General features: G+C 34.4%; 13 protein-coding genes and 1 pseudogene. 3 read left to right on the top strand and 11 right to left on the bottom strand.

Annotation, left to right across the window (positions count from 1 at the left end):
* Window positions 1–40: 40 nt before the first annotated feature.
* The 5 genes from murE to LB100_RS03060 all read right to left on the bottom strand — a co-directional run bounded on the left by murE (window position 41) and on the right by LB100_RS03060 (window position 6,916).
* Window positions 41–1,600, bottom strand: coding sequence for a UDP-N-acetylmuramyl-tripeptide synthetase (murE, locus tag LB100_RS03080; protein ID WP_456201406.1), 1,560 nt, complete (start codon window positions 1,598–1,600; stop codon window positions 41–43).
* A complete protein-coding gene (gene metC, locus LB100_RS03075; RefSeq protein WP_456201404.1) occupies window positions 1,575–2,816 on the bottom strand; it encodes a cystathionine beta-lyase in 1,242 nt (413 codons plus the stop codon). Before metC ends, murE begins: the two co-directional genes overlap by 26 nt.
* Window positions 2,817–2,823: 7 nt before the next feature.
* Window positions 2,824–3,108, bottom strand: a complete 285-nt coding sequence (locus tag LB100_RS03070; RefSeq protein ID WP_456201402.1) for a BolA family protein — start codon at window positions 3,106–3,108, stop codon at window positions 2,824–2,826.
* A 72-nt stretch (window positions 3,109–3,180) separates the two neighbouring features.
* A complete protein-coding gene (gene dnaK / locus LB100_RS03065) occupies window positions 3,181–5,094 on the bottom strand; it encodes a molecular chaperone DnaK (protein ID WP_456201400.1) in 1,914 nt (637 codons plus the stop codon).
* 73 nt (window positions 5,095–5,167) lie between these two features.
* Window positions 5,168–6,916 carry an Rne/Rng family ribonuclease gene (locus LB100_RS03060; RefSeq protein WP_264337020.1) on the bottom strand — a complete coding sequence of 583 codons (1,749 nt, stop codon included), beginning with the start codon at window positions 6,914–6,916 and terminating at the stop codon, window positions 5,168–5,170.
* A 149-nt stretch (window positions 6,917–7,065) separates the two neighbouring features.
* Between LB100_RS03060 and rpmG the strand changes: the two genes are divergently transcribed.
* Complete coding sequence (gene rpmG, locus LB100_RS03055; RefSeq protein WP_012481745.1) at window positions 7,066–7,266, top strand: 50S ribosomal protein L33; 201 nt, start codon at window positions 7,066–7,068, stop codon at window positions 7,264–7,266.
* Window positions 7,267–8,496: 1,230 nt separating this feature from the next.
* On the opposite strand, the gene LB100_RS03050 is transcribed toward rpmG, so the two are convergent.
* Window positions 8,497–9,372 carry a zinc ABC transporter substrate-binding protein gene (locus tag LB100_RS03050; protein WP_007302707.1) on the bottom strand — a complete coding sequence of 292 codons (876 nt, stop codon included), beginning with the start codon at window positions 9,370–9,372 and terminating at the stop codon, window positions 8,497–8,499.
* Between LB100_RS03050 and LB100_RS03045 the strand changes: the two genes are divergently transcribed.
* Together LB100_RS03045 and ubiB are read left to right on the top strand one after the other, a co-directional pair.
* Complete coding sequence (locus LB100_RS03045) at window positions 9,364–10,095, top strand: metal ABC transporter ATP-binding protein (RefSeq protein ID WP_007302706.1); 732 nt, start codon at window positions 9,364–9,366, stop codon at window positions 10,093–10,095. The two genes, LB100_RS03050 and LB100_RS03045, sit on opposite strands and share 9 nt — an antisense overlap.
* A complete protein-coding gene (ubiB, locus tag LB100_RS03040; RefSeq protein ID WP_456201396.1) occupies window positions 10,092–11,513 on the top strand; it encodes a 2-polyprenylphenol 6-hydroxylase in 1,422 nt (473 codons plus the stop codon). Before LB100_RS03045 ends, ubiB begins: the two co-directional genes overlap by 4 nt.
* A 143-nt stretch (window positions 11,514–11,656) precedes the next feature.
* On the opposite strand, the gene LB100_RS03035 is transcribed toward ubiB, so the two are convergent.
* The 5 genes and pseudogenes from LB100_RS03035 to LB100_RS03015 all read right to left on the bottom strand — a co-directional run bounded on the left by LB100_RS03035 (window position 11,657) and on the right by LB100_RS03015 (window position 17,857).
* On the bottom strand, window positions 11,657–13,036 hold the full coding sequence (locus tag LB100_RS03035) for a TomO hydrophobic C-terminal domain-containing protein (protein ID WP_456201418.1): 1,380 nt from the start codon (window positions 13,034–13,036) through the stop codon (window positions 11,657–11,659).
* A gap of 700 nt (window positions 13,037–13,736) precedes the next feature.
* Window positions 13,737–14,684 carry a thioredoxin-disulfide reductase gene (trxB, locus tag LB100_RS03030; RefSeq protein WP_456201394.1) on the bottom strand — a complete coding sequence of 316 codons (948 nt, stop codon included), beginning with the start codon at window positions 14,682–14,684 and terminating at the stop codon, window positions 13,737–13,739.
* On the bottom strand, window positions 14,671–15,270 hold the full coding sequence (locus LB100_RS03025) for a redoxin domain-containing protein (protein WP_456201416.1): 600 nt from the start codon (window positions 15,268–15,270) through the stop codon (window positions 14,671–14,673). The genes trxB and LB100_RS03025 overlap by 14 nt, the downstream gene beginning before the upstream one ends.
* Before the next feature lie 157 nt (window positions 15,271–15,427).
* Window positions 15,428–16,612: a hypothetical protein gene (locus LB100_RS03020; protein ID WP_456201392.1), complete on the bottom strand. Its 1,185-nt coding sequence runs from the start codon at window positions 16,610–16,612 to the stop codon at window positions 15,428–15,430.
* Between the two features lie 237 nt (window positions 16,613–16,849).
* A pseudogene (locus tag LB100_RS03015) lies at window positions 16,850–17,857 on the bottom strand (integrase core domain-containing protein).
* Window positions 17,858–17,891 lie beyond the last annotated feature (34 nt).

Raw genomic sequence — 17,891 nt, 5'->3', positions numbered from 1 at the left:
CGGATCACTTTGAAAAAAATGGTCTAGACAAATGGGTGCATTATACAGCAGTAGCAAATTTTTGGCCCTCTCTAATAACTTCAACATCACTAAATTCAAGGGATTGGCCTTCTATTATTTGGAATCTTTCATGTCCTTTTCCTGCAACTAGCAGAATCATATTTTCATCATGTGCTATATTTATACCTTTCTCTATAGCTTTTTTTCTATCTCCTATCTCCAGTGCATCAGGGCAATGTAACAAAATATCGTGACGAATTTTCCCCGGATCTTCATCACGCGGATTGTCATCTGTGACTATAACTTTACCTGCAAGCATTTGTGCTATTTTACCCATCTCTGCACGTTTTGTTTGATCACGATTCCCGCCACAACCGAACACTAGAACTATCTTTTTATTGAAGTGCCATTTTAAAGACAACAGAGCTTGTTTGAGTGCACTTGGAGTATGAGCGTAATCGACAAATGCAAAAGTGTTCACTTTTTCCATTCTTCCAGGTGGAGAAGCGAGTTTATCTATACACATTCTTTGATAGTCCATACCAGATGAAATAACTATACCGATTGCACACAACAAATTATATGCTTGAAATTGCCCAAAAATCGGAAAAAATGCGTTATAAATTTCATCACCGATTTGAATTGTTAGGTATTGACCATTGGCAGTGGGTATCTGCTTTAATAAAGTAATATCAGAGTTTTTTTTTCCATAGGTTATAACTTTGTTGCCACGCTTTTCAGCTATGTTGAGCAACTCTCCATATTCGCCTATATCTGCATTTAAAATCGCTGTTTTTTCTTTTGGCAATACCTCATCAAACAACCTTTTCTTGGCCTCAAAATACTCATCGATACTTTTGTGATAGTCCAAATGATCTTGAGAGAAATTAGTAAAAGCTGCAGCATTGAACCTGAGTCCATGGATTCTGTATTGATCGATTCCATGGCTTGAAGCTTCTAATGCTAAGTGTTCTACGTTCTTATTATTTATGTCACGCAATGTGGAATAAAGATCATCTGCACTTGGCGTTGTAAGGCTATTATCTTTTCTATTATTATTGACACATGTTCCCAGTGTTCCTATAGACGCTGCATTATCTTGCCAAATCTGGCGACAAAATTCCACCACTGAAGTTTTACCATTCGTACCAGTTACAGCAGCAACATATTTAGGTTGTTTGAATTGATAAAACCTGCTGACTATTTCACTGTATATTCCTTGAGGGTCCGAGTGGTAAAGCACTGCAAAACTTGGAGTACTTGTCATTCGAGTAGCGGACACTGAAATCCAGTTTTTATTATACAATTGCCTAGTGTGCTTGTTTACAATTAAATTTTCTGGATCCCAGTGTCTGGGCACTGGGATGACATCTTTCTTGGCCCCTTGTATCACAACGTCTACACAGTTGTGTACGTAGCACTGTGATTCAGTAGGAAGGATATGGATTCCAGTATCGCATGTTGCGTATTCTTTACTCCTTTCTGACACACAAACGAAAAGATAACCTTCCCTGACTCTCTTGGGATTACATGTAACGCCCTTGATTTCAACGTCAAAGTTAACATCAACAATATCATGCAGTAATTCTCTCAGTTTCATGTCCTACTTCATCGTTTTGAAAGTCTAAACATGGTAACCTTTTTAGTGCGTCATTAAGGTCAAAGATTAAATCTTCAGGATCTTCCAGTCCACAAAATATTCGCACGAAACTTCCACCACAATCTGAATTCATTACAGATCTTGACATAGATCTACGATTTACTGGTAATATCAAACTGTCGCACCCTCCCCAAGAAGCACCAATGCCGAAAACTTTCATGTGATCAACCATGCAGCTTAGTTCCTCACATGAATATTCTCTATCGAGTACTATACTAAATACGCTACTTGCCCCTTTGAAATAACTTTTCCATAAATCATGCTGAGAATAGGAAAAAAGTGCCGGGTATAAGACTTTTTTGATTTTTGAATGTTTTTCCAGCCACTTTGCCACTTGCATTGCTGTACTTTGATGTTTCCTCATGCGTGTTTGCAGTGTTCTAAGTCCCCTATGTGCAAGGTAACAGTCGTGCGATTGAATGGTTACTCCGTAATTTTTATAGCTCTCATAAAGCAATTTAAAAATTTTACCTTCAGCAACCATAGCTCCCATCACTAAATCTGAGTGACCGGCTAGATACTTTGTCACCGCATATAGTGCAATATCAATTCCATAATCAAGCGGCTTAAACAACAAAGGAGTGGCCCATGAATTGTCACAAACGGTTACAATTCCACGTTCTTTAGCAACTTTTACTATATGCTCTACATTCGAAATCTCAAACGTTATAGAACCAGGAGTCTCAATCATGATGAGTGAAGTGTTACTCTGAACTAAATCAGTTATATCCCGTGTCGGATCATAAAAAGTTACTTCTACTCCTCTTTTTGGTAGTTCATTTTCGGCAAATCTCTTTAGCCTATAATAACTATTATCTTGTATCAGAACATGCGAACCTGCTTTAGTGAAAGTCAAAATAGCAAAAGTAAGTGCAAATAATCCAGAAGGGTAGATGAGTGCTTGTCCCCTACCCTCAATTTCAGCCAGTGCATTTGAAAAATAATGAACAGTAGGCGTACCAACACTACTATAGCTGTAATCCCTTGCAACACCATCATTGATCACATCATATATACTCTCCCCATTCGCTGCACTTAAGTAATCCTTGTAAGTAGAAAATAATATGGTAGAAGAATGATAAACTGGTGGGTTCATCGATCCTTTATAATCATTAAATTTTCTTCCTGCTTTAACTAATAAAGACTCTTCTCTCACGTTTCTACTATTTATTTTTTAAATTATATTCACTGTGCGTATATAAGTTAAGAGAAATCGCATGTACTCGTTCTATTTCACTCTTTAATAATTCATAGATCAATTTATGCCTCTTTAAAGAGCTCATTCCAGAAAAGTCGTTAGATATTAATACTAATTTGATATGTGAAGGTAGTGTCGAAGAAGAAGCAAAATAATGATCTACATGCTTTGCTGATTCATCGATAATATTAATATCAATTACACCTATTGAATCGCGTAATTTTTCTTCTATTATCTTAATAATATCCACAATAGTTCCTTTAAGCAACAATACGCTCCTCTTGTCATCCCACAGTATCTGGGCACTGGGATGACAATCGAATTACTTATTCTCTTCTTTATTATCCATGTCTTGATAATCAGAATCTACTACTTTTTCTTCCTCATTATTTGTTGTGGATGAGCTTTCTCCACCTTGTTGTTGTTGAGATTCCTTATACATAGCTTCTCCAAGTTTCATAGATAACTGAGAGAGGTTAGTAACTTTCTGTTGTATTGAATCAGCATCATCAATGTTGTCAGATTTACTCACTTCCTTTAACTCATTAACTGCATTTTCAATAGCAGATTTATCTTCTGGAGAAATTTTATCACCATATTCTGTCAGAGATTTTTCTGTAGAATGAACTAAACTATCCGCTTGATTCTTCACTTCAATAAATTTCTTACGCTTTTCATCTTCTTGTGCTTTTTCCTCAGCTTCTCTCACCATCCGATTTATTTCATCCTCCGATAAACCACCTGAAGACTGAATACGTATTTTTTGCTCTTTTCCAGTAGCTTTATCCTTTGCAGAAACATGCGCTATTCCATTTGCATCTATATCAAATGTCACCTCAATTTGAGGAACCCCGCGAGGAGCAGGTGGTATTCCTTCTAAACTAAACTGACCAAGCAGTTTATTATCAATCGCCAATTTTCTTTCACCTTGATGTACCTTAATTGTAACGGCTGTTTGGTTATCTTCTGCAGTTGAAAACACCTGAGATTTTTTTGTGGGAATAGTAGTATTACGTTCAATAAGTGGAGTGAACACTCCCCCTAGAGTTTCAATACCAAGAGAAAGTGGAGTTACGTCAAGTAGTAACACATCTCTTACATCACCTTGAATGATTCCCGCCTGTATTGCAGCTCCAATTGCTACAACTTCATCAGGGTTAACCCCTCTGTGTGGATCTTTGCCAAAGAATTCTTTAACTTTCTCTATGACTTTTGGCATACGAGTCATGCCACCAACAAGAACTACTTCACCAATTTGACTAGCAGACAAACCAGCATCTTCAAGAGCTTTTTTGCAAGGAATTATAGTCCTTTCAATTAAATCATTCACTAAACTTTCAAGCTTTGCTCTTGTTAGCTTCATATTTAAGTGTTTTGGGCCACTTGCATCAGCTGTAACAAACGGTAGATTTACTTCTGTTTCCATTGCACTTGACAATTCTACCTTTGCTTTTTCTGCAGCTTCTTTGATTCTTTGCATAGCCATTGGATCGTTTTTCAAATCAATGCCATTACTTTTCTTGAATTCAGCCAGTAAATAATTTACTACTGCATTATCGAAGTCTTCCCCTCCAAGGTGAGTATCACCATTTGTAGCCTTTACTTCAAAAACTCCGTCACCTATTTCAAGAACTGAAACATCAAATGTACCACCACCAAGATCATACACTACTATTGTGTGTCTGTGCTTTTTATCAAGACCATAAGCAAGTGCTGCAGCAGTTGGTTCGTTAATTATTCTGAGAACATTTAATCCAGCAATTTTTCCTGCATCTTTTGTTGCTTGACGTTGAGAATCATTGAAGTACGCCGGCACTGTTATCACAGCATCCTTTACTTCTTCCCCAAGATAAGCCTCAGCTGCTTCTTTCAGGTTTTGTAGTATAAATGCACCAATTTGACTAGGAGAGTATTCTTTACTATCAGTTGTTTTAACCCATGCATCACCATTTTTTGCTGCAAATACCTTATACGGTACACCTAGATTCTTCATTTCAGGATCGCTATATTGGCGACCTATCAATCTCTTAGTTGCAAAAAAAGTATTATTTGCATTGGTAGTTGCTTGCCTTTTTGCTGGAGCACCAATCAACCTTTCTCCAGACGAAGTAAATGCAACTATAGACGGAGTAGTTCTTGCTCCTTCTTTATTCTCGATTACTTTTGCATCCTTGCCTTGCATTATTGCAACACAAGAATTTGTTGTTCCAAGATCTATACCTATTGCTCTTCCCATAATGAATACTCCCTTTTAAATATTATCTGATGTAAAATATATAAGTATAAAACTCGTTAATTACAAGTCCCGTTTAGTTGTTAGAGCCCAAAAGGCGCGAAAGCCATTTAGTTAACCAAAAGTTGCCCGGTAGTTTACCAGCTTCTTTATCCCTGCTATTCACAATTTGACATCCAGAATTCTGCAATGGCTTATAATCATTAAAATTAATATGGTCTCCTTGCTTTAAAATAAATGTATCTGCATCTAAACTATTATCAATACTAACATTTAATGTAATATTGAACTCTTTTTCGATTGTAGAAACCATATCACGCTTATTATTAAAAATGTGCGCTATAACTGCACTGCGTGCTATTAAATCAAAGGACTTATTTTGATTTTTATTAGCAATATGTTGCAAATCCCTTAGTATCGATGCAACAATCACTTCGTTTGATTTCACTCTTCCAATACCTTTACAGTGTAAGCACTCTGTAGTATTAATTTCCTGTATATTTGGTTTAATTCTTTGTCTTGAAAAGACCATTAAACCAAAGTCATTGATAAAGCTAAATTGAACTTTAGCTTTATCATCTTTAAACGCCTGCTTGATAGCAAATTCAACATTTTTACAATACTCAAGTTTCAACATGTCAATAAAATCAACAACTATTAACCCTGATAAGCCCCTGAGATTCGCTTGCCTTGATATTTCAGATAATGCCTCCATATTAGTTCTATAAGCTGTTTCTTCTATGTTATCTTCTCCTGTCATTTTCCCTGAATTTACGTCTATTGAAACAAATGCCTCAGTTAAGGTTATCACCAAAGACCCACCAGATGGCAATTCTACTCTATTGCTATATAATTCAGAAATTTGATCTTCGACTCGATAGTAAGTAAAGATTGGAACAGAACCTCTATATAATCTAGGACGCAATTTTCCTTGTAACACATTTTTAGTGTATTTTCTTACCGCTTCACAAACTTCTCTATCAGATACTATAATTTCTGTATCATTACTACAAAAGTCACGTACAGATCTCATAACTACATCTGCTTCGTTGTAAATTAATGATGGAACATTTAAAGAAGAGAAGTTTTGCTGAATATTTTGCCATAATAAGGTCAAATTATTGTAATCTTGCTCAATTTCTTTCTTACTTTTTCCTGCACCAACAGTTCTTACTATTAAACCTGAGCCTTTTGGTAAATTTATTGAATTTAATATATCCTTTAACTGTTTTCTAACGTTGGTATCTTCAATTCTGCGAGATACTCCACCCCTACTTATGGAATTGGGCATGAAAACACAGTATCTACCGACCAAAGTTACGTATGTTGTAAATGAAGCTCCTTTATTTCCTCGTTCTTCTTTAGTTAATTGAACTAATAACTTTTGATTTACTGAAATCACATCTTGTAACTTATATTTTCTATGTAAAGGTACCCCCCTCACAAAACCACTGCTGGATTCATTACTAGCTGTAGAATCTAGGCCTTCTTCTGTGCAATTATCATTTGAACAGTCCACACCGCTCGAATAGTCTTCATCAGGGAAAATTTCCTTCTCTTTTTCTGGAATATTAAAATAATTTAGAGATATCTCAGAAAAAGACAAAAAACCTTGCTTATTTTTTCCATACTCAATGAACACGGCCTGCAAAGCAGGCTCTATACGCTTTACATAAGCAACGTATATATTACCTCTTAATTGTTTTTTTTCCTTGAATTCTTGTTCAAACTCTACAACCCTACCATTAACTAGTAGGGCAACCCTTACCTCGTTAGAACAGGTAGTACTTTCTATCAACAATAACCTTTTGCCATCACTCACCACTTATTTACCGTCTACTTTTCATTCTGAAATGTTCTTATACTACTTAATATATTATTGATTGTCAAGAATTTTGCGATCTGCATTATTGGGTTGACTTTCAGTGTTTTGCGTAATAAACTTGCATAGAGTTTATTATGTCACTAACAATTATGGCGAAAAAAAATGCTTCTTTGCTTGTCAAGCTAGTTAGCACTGCAACTAAAACAACAAAAACTGGAGAAGAGAAACTAACAGGCTATTTTTGTGTAAAAAAACGTAATCCTAAGAACCTTCCCAAGAAGCTCGAGTTTAGGAAGTATGACCCAGTGGTCAGAAGACACGTATTATTTAAAGAAGAAAAATTAAAGTAAGTATATTATCATGCAAAGCTTACAGCTAAAAGGAGTGTAGCTTATTGCTCACTAGTTATACTGTTTTGCATTAGAGAAAGTCTGTTTGAGGTTTTGAAAGATTACGGTAACTTATATAAGTTACGGGAAATTGAGCCACCTGAATAAGGGCTGAAAATGGTAGCGTTTTTGTCCTGATCTGGTCTTTTTATTGCTTAAATGGGACTTGATCTGACACTTTAAATGATCCAGATAGTCTATATATCATCACACTCTGGGACCATACACTTAGAGGTTGTTCACAAACTTTTGAATTCTTTTGTTAAACTTTTACAGAAAAAAATTGCTTGCGCATATTTTAAATCTGACTATAATCATAGTAAAAGATATTTTAAGAGCTCAAAATTTATCTTTATCTGCAGACTTTTTTCATTAAATTCATTAAAAAATGTGGCGTATCTTCTTCAGCGTACGTGGGTGCACACACATACTTAATCTCTGTCGTATGTGCGCCGCACTTTTTTTTCTAATCTTTTTTACACAGGAGGATTTTATGTCCAGAATTCCAGATACTTGACCTTTACTTTAGCTAAAAACCAACTGGTACCTATGGTTTTAGAAAGTGTAGGAAATAGAAACGTTTCTGTTTTTTGAGTAATTAAAAACCACTTCAGCTTGTCACTCATGCCTAAAAAGTTACTATATTAATGTAATATTGATACTTGTATACCAACATAAATATATTTTAAAAATTTAAGGAGTATATTATGACAATGTCTACCACAAATTAGTGAGAAATTAGCAGCTAGAGCAAAAAGTCTCTATGATGAGAGCGAAAAATTATCGCTTATATCAGATGAAATAGACAATTACAATTCAATGTCTTTTTAATTAGAGTAAAAGAAGATATTGGTTATCTTCTTTTTTTTTATTTCTATGATTAACTACTTGAATTTAAGTTCGTTCAGGCAAGATAATTATGAGTAAAAATAGCAGATGCAAGTAGCTGGCACACAGCTGTACGAGCATTCATTTTTGAGGGCATAGCAAATGGTGTCATTCAAGTAGCTGACATTGGCTTGCCCTAATCTCATCAAGAACGTTGTGCTTTAACATAATATTTTTATGCTTACCAACTTAACTGAATCCCAGGCTGGGATGATATACTTCTGGTAGATAATGTCGGTATAGTTGTGATTGGAATAGAAAGCACTAAGTTTGCAATGCTATCTGAATAGATAAAAGAACTCATTACTCAGTGAAACAAGACTTGAAATTTTGTGCAATGCTGCTGATTATATCTAGATATGCATCCTTTCCAGGCTCTACATCTGATCCAATAGGATCAAGAATCACCATTTTTACGTCACTAGAAAAGACATTAGGCTTTATGCTATCCTCTCGTGAATGAGAAACAATACATTTAACGTTTTCCTCTTTCATTACCTTTTTTAATTTCATTAAACTCTTCATACCTATGTAAGAATCTTCTTCTATAGAAAGAATGGCGCTTGGGTAACTTAAATCAAAATATTTTTCGAAATATTGATAAGCATCGTGAGTAACTATGTATTTTTGATTTTTTAACTCATCCAATTCTTTCGTAATTTTTTCTACTTCTTGGTCTATCTTTCTTATAGCCTCCTCTGCGTTAGTATTGTATCGATAGGCATTTTCTTTATCTATATTAGATAATGTTGCACTGATAGAAAGTATCATACTTTTTGCATTTTCAGGACTCAGCCAAATATGCAAATCTTTTTCATCTTGAATGTGACTAGAAAATGAATGTGTTCGAGCAGGAAGTAGATCGATTGCACTTGATAGCGGTATTAACTTCTTATTTTCTTTAGCGAAAGTTTTAATGAATGTTTCCAAAGAATCATCGATATAAAATATAATATTGCTAGATTCTAATTTACTTGCGTCTGAAGGCCTGAGCATGTAGTTATGTTCAGACACTACTTCGTACATTAGTAGTTCTGGCTTTGAAATTCCATCTGTAACAGAAGCTACAAGTGAGTGTATAGGTTTGATTGTAGCTACAATTTTTAAATTGGATGAAAAGGCACTATTGTAGTATAATGTAAATGAAAGTAATAGAAAAAAAAACAGTAAATGTCTCATATAAATGTTGAGAAGAAGTCAATTTTTGCCAAAAAATTAAGTAGTGTCAATAACTGCATTCTAAAAATAGAAAACCTTACTCTTTCATACGGTAATAAAAAAGTTCTTGATAATATCAACATATCAGTACAAAGAGGAGATATAGTTACAATACTTGGTCCAAATGGCGGAGGTAAAACCTCTTTAGTGAAAGCAGTTGCTGGTATAAATAAAGGTTTTATTGGCAGTATTGTATTCGCTGACAATATAAAAATTAGCTATATGCCACAAAATTTTAGTATTGGTAATTTGATGCCAATAACAGTTGAGTCTTTCCTTTTCAATAGCTCCTCGAAGAAATTGAAGAAAAATCAACCCATTGTTACAGAAGCAATAGAATTGGTTGGTATCGGTAACATCCTAAAAAATCAAGTATTAGAAATCTCTGCAGGACAAACACAATTACTGCTGCTTGCACGCTGTTTAATTTCAGAATCTGATTTGATCATTTTAGATGAGCCAGTCAGTGCAATGGATATTAACGCACGATCTAAATTTTATGATATTATAAATAAAATCGCAAAAGAACGATCAGTGTCGATTCTCATGACTTCTCATGACCTTAACTCTGCTCTACCATCCTCAGATTACATAATTTGCATAAATAATACTATCTATTATCAAGGTAAACCTGATGAAATTATGGAGATAAATGAAATATTTGGCAGTTACGCAGCGAAATGATTCAAAATATTCTACGTCTTCTGCAAATAACTACAGTGCTAATACGCTACAATGTGTTACCTTATTTACTTCCACCATCAAAAAAATCAATAAATAAAATACAAGGTCATAAACTAAAGCGTGCTCTTGAAAGATTAGGTCCGGTGTTCATTAAATTTGGGCAATCCATTTCATCACGCACTGATATTTTAAATGAGGACATAACAAATAACTTGCTATTGATATGTGATAGATTGCCATCATTTTCGTATAAAATAGCAGTTAAAACTATAGAAAGTGAGTTTAATTGTAAATTAAGCGACATTTTTTCAAGTTTTTCTGAAAAGCCAATTGCAGCAGCATCAATTTCTCAAGTGCATAGAGCAGTTACAACTGCGGGTAAGGAAGTTGCTGTAAAGGTTTTAAGGCCAAATATTGAGAAAACCTTCTCAAGGGATATAAAAATGCTTTCTTGGCTTGCAGAAATTGCAGAAAAATTTAGTGAACAATCAAAAAGGCTGAAGCCAGTTGAATTAGTCAAAACTTTTGCTGAAATTTGCCGATTAGAGTTAGATCTACGCTTTGAGGCTGCCCACTCTTCGGAACTGAAGGAAAATACTAAACATGACAGAGGTTTCTACGTACCTGAAATAGATTGGAGTAGAACTTCAAAAAAGGTTTTAACATTAGAATGGATGGAAGCTATACCAATATACGAAGTTGAAAAGCTGAATAACCGAAAGCAAATAGCTATCAATCTTATAGAATCTTTTTGTAATCAGGTATATAGGGATTGTTTTTTTCATGCTGATATGCATCCTGGAAATTTAATGATCGATAGTAATAACAATATTATTGCCCTGGATTGTGGAATCATGGGTAGAATAGATCGTGAGACATGCTATTACGTTATAGAGATACTCAAAGGCTTTTTAAATAGGGATTATGATCACGTTGCAAAAATGCACTTTAGAGCCGGTTATGTTCCATCACAGCATAGAAATTTTGTTACAGCTTGCAGAGCAATAGGTGAACCCATTGTTGGACAGCCTATACAGAAGATTTCATTTGCTCGATTACTTACTCAGCTATTAAAAATAACTGGTGATTTTGATATGAAAGTTCAAACACAATTGTTATTGCTGCAGAAAACTATGATTTTATTAGAAGGAACATGTAGGAAAGTCTATCCAGAAATCAATATGTGGAAAGTAGTTGAAACATGGATAAACAGTCAACATGAAAGTAAAATAGGGTATAGGGAAAAAATTAAAAGCTCTTATCCCATCAAAACAATCCAAGGAATATTTAGCCTTATAGAAAAATTAAACCTAATAGCTGACAAAAAATTACAGGTGAAAAATAAATCAAATGGAAAAGCCTACTTTTTACTTTGGTCTGTAATTATAATTCTCATCGTTAAACTTTTAATTTCTTGAACTAAAAGATAATAGAAGCAAGTTTACAACAACTATTTCAGTCTTGAAACCACTCAGGTTTACATTCACTCGAATTATCAAGGTATTTTCAGTATGTACAAAAATTTTCAGAAGAGTTTAGACAAGAAGTAAAAACCTTAACTTCATCCTAAACGGATAACATTACCAAGCTCAGTGCTTATCACATCACTCAGTACTGTACTTGCTTTATATGAACAGTAGCATCCAATTGTAAGGAAGACAAATGCAGCTACAGCAAGTGAAATACATATTTCTAAATTCGATATTGTTAAACATGCACCAACAGCAAACGCTCCAGATAACACAAAAGAAGCAGAGGAATAGTTACTTTGCCTTCTATTATAAATGTTTGCTTCTGAAAGTTTTCTGTTTTTGTTCTTTAAGTCTTGATTTTGAGCTTGAAGTTCTAATCTCTCTTGCCTAAAATTCCTTTCTAACTGTGAAATTTTGTCAGTGTCTCTTGTTCTTTCACTTACGACCCTATCCAGCTCTTGCTCTTTTTCTCTAAGTCGAATTTTTGTTCTTTCAAGCTCATCTCTAAGGTTTTCAAGTTGAGTTACTTGATTAGTGAGAGTGTTAATCCTTGTTTGCTGAGCTGATCTTTCCTGTCTTAAATCCCTTTCTAACTGTGAAATTTTGTTAGTGTCTCTTGTTTTTTCACTTACGACCCTATTCAGCTCTTTCTCTTTTTCTGTAAGTTGAGCCTTTGTTCTTTCAAGTTCACCTTCCAGGTTTTCAAGTCGCTGCAATTCTTGAGCAATAAACTCATCGTTTATTTCCGGAGCAACATTATGTGCATTTGCTGAAAGCTGTTCCATACTTGCAGGAAATTTCTCATTGAGATAATTTTTAATAGATTCCATTGGATTATTAACATTCCTCAACACAGCGGTGACAATTGCACGATTTATGAAGCAACTATCTTCTACTAATTTTTTTACATCATCCAAATCTTTTGTATTAATAGCATCAGTTAATCGCCCTCTCATAGCTCGTTCAATGATTTGCTTCAATCTTGAATTTTGCTCTATAGCTGCTATTGGCTTTATTTGACTAAAATCTAGCTCCTTATGTTTTAAAAGTTCAGTCAATACTTCCTCGTTATCTTCTGTTATTCCTTGTAAACATGATTTGATAATCAGGCTAAGTGGTGTTTCTATTTCTCCATTTAAATTTCTTTTCCAACAATTAGGGTTGAGTTCTTGATTTAATAGTCTTTTTGCTCGGTCAATATTTCTGTTAGAAAGAGCATTTAATAATTCTTTTCCTGTTTGTGCTTTTTTAAATTCTAATTCTATTGTGTCCTTAAATCCTCTTGTAATACAATTTTTAGGGACTTCATTTTTATAATTTTTAATATCAGTTTTTACATCTGGGTGTGTGAGCAATATTTTCACTATATCTATAGCTCCAATCTGGCAAGCAATATGTAAGGCAGTATTTTTTTGTATCTCGGATGTTTTTATTTGCTCCTTCACCCCATCATAGTGCTCCGTCAAAATCTTGAAACCAGCATTTTCATCACGAGGTCCTACCACACAATCAGTAGTAAACCATATAGGTTGATTATCATCATCATCTTCCGTTACTATTTTATTACTGCCAATGTACTTGAATTTCTTAGCATTTATTGATCTCCAGCTATTTCTTGTTAGTACAAAGCGTTTGGAATCAAGAGAATCATCACATACTATTTCTTCTCCAAGGTATTGAAAAACCATATAACCTCGGCTGTCTTTCTTTTGCCTTTCCTCATAAACAGGTTGCTTGCTTTGAACATTTATATTGATACTTCTTTTTTGTATAAGCAATTTAGCCATTTTCTCTAACGCAGCCTGTCCATAACCGCTGGCAACATAGGAATTAGCAATAGACATCAAAGGTGTAAAGCCTCCTTCATCAAACTCATTAATATTCTCACCTTCTTGCAATGCTTGTTGAAAATGATTCAAAGCTTCTTCAGGTGTTATCCTTTCATTATCAGCGCCTTGAAATTCAATAGCTTTAAATAATTTTGTTGTTGATTGTTCTGAAGTTGTTTGATTTTGAGCTCGTAATACTACATCACTAACAACCCTTCTTCCAAAATCTACATTATTTTGCGAAAGCATACTAAATTCTCCCCAACTTATAATTTATTGACATAATTATAAAAAAAACAAAGAAGATTGCAAGTAATTTAGTTAAAAATTTTAGAATTAATTATGATTCCAAAAACTTTTCCGCATCAAGTGCAGCCATGCATCCTGTGCCTGCAGCAACTACTGCCTGGCGATATACCTTATCTTGAACATCACCAGCAGCAAACACCCCTGCCCTACTGGTTAGAGTTGTTCCAGGTTTCGTAATTATATAACCTTGCTGATCCATTTCAACAAAGCCCTTAAAAATACCTGTATTTGGTGCATGCCCAATTGCAATGAACACTCCATCTACTTTCAATTCCTGGGTTTTATTGATGTCTGTCGATTTAATTGTAATGCCAGTAACTTTTTTAGGATTTTCTTCTCCAAGAATCTGCTCTACGGTATGATTCCATATTACCTTTATCTTATCATTTTTAAAGAGCCTGTCTTGCATTACTTTCTCTGCTCTTAACTTATCACGCCTGTGTATCAGTATAACTTCCTTAGCAAATCGAGTTAAAAATATTGCTTCTTCAACAGCAGTATTTCCACCACCAACCACAGCTACAACTTTATTTCTAAAAAATGCACCATCACAAGTTGCGCATGCCGAAACTCCGTAACCTTGAAATTTCTTTTCACTCTCCAGGTCAAGCCACTTCGCTTGCGCACCAGCTGCGATTATAATTGCATTCGAATAGTAGTCACTAGCATTACCACAAGATCTAAATCTATACTCATTAGAATCCTCAAGTTGTTCTACACTTTTTATCTCATCGTCTATTATTCTTGCTCCCGCCTTCTCTGCATGCAACCTCTTTTGTTCCATGAGTTCTGGACCTTGTATAGAAATAAAACCTGGATAGTTTTCAACATCCGTAGTAATTGTAAGCTGACCACCAGGTTGCATTCCTGTTACTACAATTGGCTCTAAATTTGCACGTGCTGCATATATAGCAGCAGCATAACCCGCTGCTCCAGATCCAATAATAAGAACTTCTGTACTAAATCTATAATTCTGCACTGTGTGAGTTTAGATAATCAGCCACTCCTTCATCGCTTGCCTGCATTGCTGGCTTGCCTTTTTTCCACCCTGCTGGACATACTTCACCATGCTCTTCATTATGTTTTATTGCATCAATAATTCTAATAAACTCATCGACATTACGTCCCAAAGGAAAATCATTTATCGATTGATGACGTACAACAAATTTATCATCAATAACAAAAGTTGCTCTTAGTGCAATTGAGTCATCATATAAGACCCCATAGTCTCTTGATATAGACTTTTTGATATCAGACACTAAAGTGTAGCTAACCTCTCCAATACCACCATCATTAACTGGAGTGTTTCGCCATTTATAATGTGAAAATTTTGAATCTATACTTATTCCTATCACTTCAACATCACGTTTTGAAAAATCTTCTATTTTGTTGCTAAATGATATCAACTCAGTTGGACAGACAAAAGTAAAATCAAGTGGATAGAAAAAAAGGACAGCATACTTATCCTTTATATGTTTACTTAAACAGAAATCATCAACTATTTTTCCACTAGCAAGAACAGCCGAAGCAGTAAAATCGATAGCGGATTTTGTTACAAGATTCATAACTAACCTATTCATTCTTAATATTTATAATTTTATACCTTGATACATTTACATGCAAGCTTTCTTTAGCCCCAATCTTATAAAAACTTCCTCTTATGGCTGTGAAAATGTTATGATAAGAGCTAATTTTCATGAGTAGGGAAATACCAAAATATTACTATCTTCCATCTTTTCTCTTTTCAATTCGTGCAACCATTTCTTTTACACTTACATTCGTGGAAGGTAAATTTTTGCTGGCAAGATGGTTGATCGAAGATTTTTTATTCCCTACTGGAAATGAACGAGATTGTTTTCTCTTCACACTGATATCCGTTTGTGTTACTGAAGCAGTTTTGTTTTCAGCAGGCAACACGTTCTTTACTTGATTTTGCTCAAATCTTTCTTTTAATGCCTTTACTTTACTACTCTCGCGAGTCACTTCTTTTTTCATAGCAACCACTAGTACTTTTGGTCCATCAGCTTTTTTTGCTGATTCTTTACCATCTTGATTTTCAGATTTTAGTGGTAGTGTAGGTTTACTCTCAGCTGATTTTTCCACTACTATTTTTTGCTCTGTGCTTACTTTTTCGCCTAAATCTTTAGGCTTTGGTGGTACTGCAGGTTTATCTTTTTTCGGTTCTTGTCTAATTTTTTGATTGATAGTAAACATTTTCTCTGGTACTGGTGGTACTCTTGGTGGTTTTGGTGGTGCAAGAGATTGAAGTTGTTGTTTCTTCCTATGTTCTCTTTTTGCTTCTATATGTTCTTTAGGAATTGTTGCATAAATCGGCTCCTCTTTAATTGATTGTAGATTACGCAAATCTTTTGTTAAAGATTTGCTCTTTTCCTCTTGATAATTTGATATTTCTTCATACTCAGGATCTTCGTTTAACGAACCTCCATAACCTGAATCTTCTCGCTCATATAAGAGATTTTTCTTTTGCTGTCTATTTTCTAAATTTATTCCATATGACCTATATTTATCTTGACTTCTTTCTATTCGCTCTAAATCTGAAATTTTTTGAATAACATCTGTATATTCGATTGCTGTTCTAGCAGTTGAAGGAGGCAATTTATCTTTTATAAAATTACTTATATTCCTAATCGAAACATCTCTTCCTAATATTCTATTGAATATCCTAAGAATTAATGGCTTTTTATTTGCCTTCTTTACACAATTATTCAAGTCATCACGTATAACAAGTTTAGCTACATCTTCTGCCTTATCTGTAAAACCCTCTAAAGCATGAGATAAATCTGTTACTGTTTTACCATATTGTTTCTCTGAATTTCCTAGCTTTATAGCTTTGATCAGAGAATCAAGATTTTTTTTATAATCCTCACTTTTAAATGGATCATGCATACTCATTGCAGCTTTTCATTAAAATATAAGGTATAAGTATTAAGATCTAGTAAATATTAGCTTTTTAGTTCATATATAGCTATAGTTATACAGCGATAATGCGTAGCAGAATAACGATTTCGTCATTCTAGTATCTGCTGTTACCCCTTATCTAGGTGTGTAAAAGTGAAATCTAGTTTCGCTATATTAAAGTGTAATGAAAGTGTAATAGTTTAGACTTGATCTGACAGGCATGAATTAACTGACAGAAGAATCGACGAAGTCAAAACCGATATCAGAATCTATTTTAATGTTATCAATATTTTTTTGGTAAGCAATATGCATACTATCAAAAAAGGTCTGCATAGCAGTACTTACCGGAATGAGGTCTAGTTCTGTTGTAAGAATGCAGCCAATCTAACTGAAGCTCCTCCAAAGTACTATAAATCTTTTTCCTGAAGATAATATTGTAACATTCATCTTGCATAGTTCTATGAAACCTTTCACATATACCATTAGTCTGTGGAGAATAAGCTTTGGTTCTAGAATGATCAATATTTTCTACTCCCAAATATGCATGATTCCCTGGTTTGCCACAATACTCTGTACCCCTATCAGTTAAAATGCGTAGCAATGGAACTTTCTGTTCATCAAAAAATGGTATATTGAGAAGATCTGCAGCTGTGATAGCAGTTTTCTCCGTATAAAGCTTAGCGAAAGCCACTCTAGAGTAGGTGTCAATAAAAGTTTGTTGATACAATACCTTTGATATTGCCTACATAATAGGTATCTTGACTACCTAAGTATCCAGGGTGTTGTGTCTCAATTTCGCCATTGGCTTCTTTTTGTTCCTTAGTTTTTTCTAAAGCAGCAACTTGCTCCTCTGTTAAAATTATACCGTCTTGGACCACCTTTGCTTCCAGGGCTTTCAATCTCTTTTTAAAATTTTCGAGTTTGCCATATTGACCTTATCCCACTAGCAGATATTAGAATTCCTTTTTTCTTTAATTCATTAGCTGCTCTTTCTTGTCCATATGCTGGAAACTCTACTAACTACTGCTTCTTCTGTATCCTTTGGTACTCTATTGGCAAGTAATGGTTTGCTTTTGTTTATCTCGTATAATCCCTCCTGTTTCATACAGCTCTTTGAAGCGGTAAAATGTATCCCTTCATTACTTTACACGCCTGTGATACATTTCCTAATTGCTTTGCAAGTTCTAGCAACCCCAACTTTGGTTTTAGTATTTTTTCTTGTGTTTTACTCATATCTGACACTCCTTTAAAATTTATTTATATTTTT

Source organism: Wolbachia endosymbiont of Protocalliphora sialia (genome assembly GCF_053891855.1).
This window is presented reverse-complemented; position numbering and strand designations above follow the sequence as displayed.

Excerpts from the sequence above, each read along its gene's own strand:
- LB100_RS03045 (WP_007302706.1), top strand. The coding sequence starts at position 9,364 with ATGTCTCATATAAATGTTGAGAAGAAGTCAATTTTTGCCAAAAAATTA.
- LB100_RS03025 (WP_456201416.1), bottom strand. The coding sequence starts at position 15,270 with ATGAATCTTGTAACAAAATCCGCTATCGATTTTACTGCTTCGGCTGTT.
- ubiB (WP_456201396.1), top strand. The coding sequence starts at position 10,092 with ATGATTCAAAATATTCTACGTCTTCTGCAAATAACTACAGTGCTAATA.
- dnaK (WP_456201400.1), bottom strand. The coding sequence starts at position 5,094 with ATGGGAAGAGCAATAGGTATAGATCTTGGAACAACAAATTCTTGTGTT.
- LB100_RS03020 (WP_456201392.1), bottom strand. The coding sequence starts at position 16,612 with ATGCATGATCCATTTAAAAGTGAGGATTATAAAAAAAATCTTGATTCT.
- LB100_RS03050 (WP_007302707.1), bottom strand. The coding sequence starts at position 9,372 with ATGAGACATTTACTGTTTTTTTTTCTATTACTTTCATTTACATTATAC.
- rpmG (WP_012481745.1), top strand. The coding sequence starts at position 7,066 with ATGGCGAAAAAAAATGCTTCTTTGCTTGTCAAGCTAGTTAGCACTGCA.
- murE (WP_456201406.1), bottom strand. The coding sequence starts at position 1,600 with ATGAAACTGAGAGAATTACTGCATGATATTGTTGATGTTAACTTTGAC.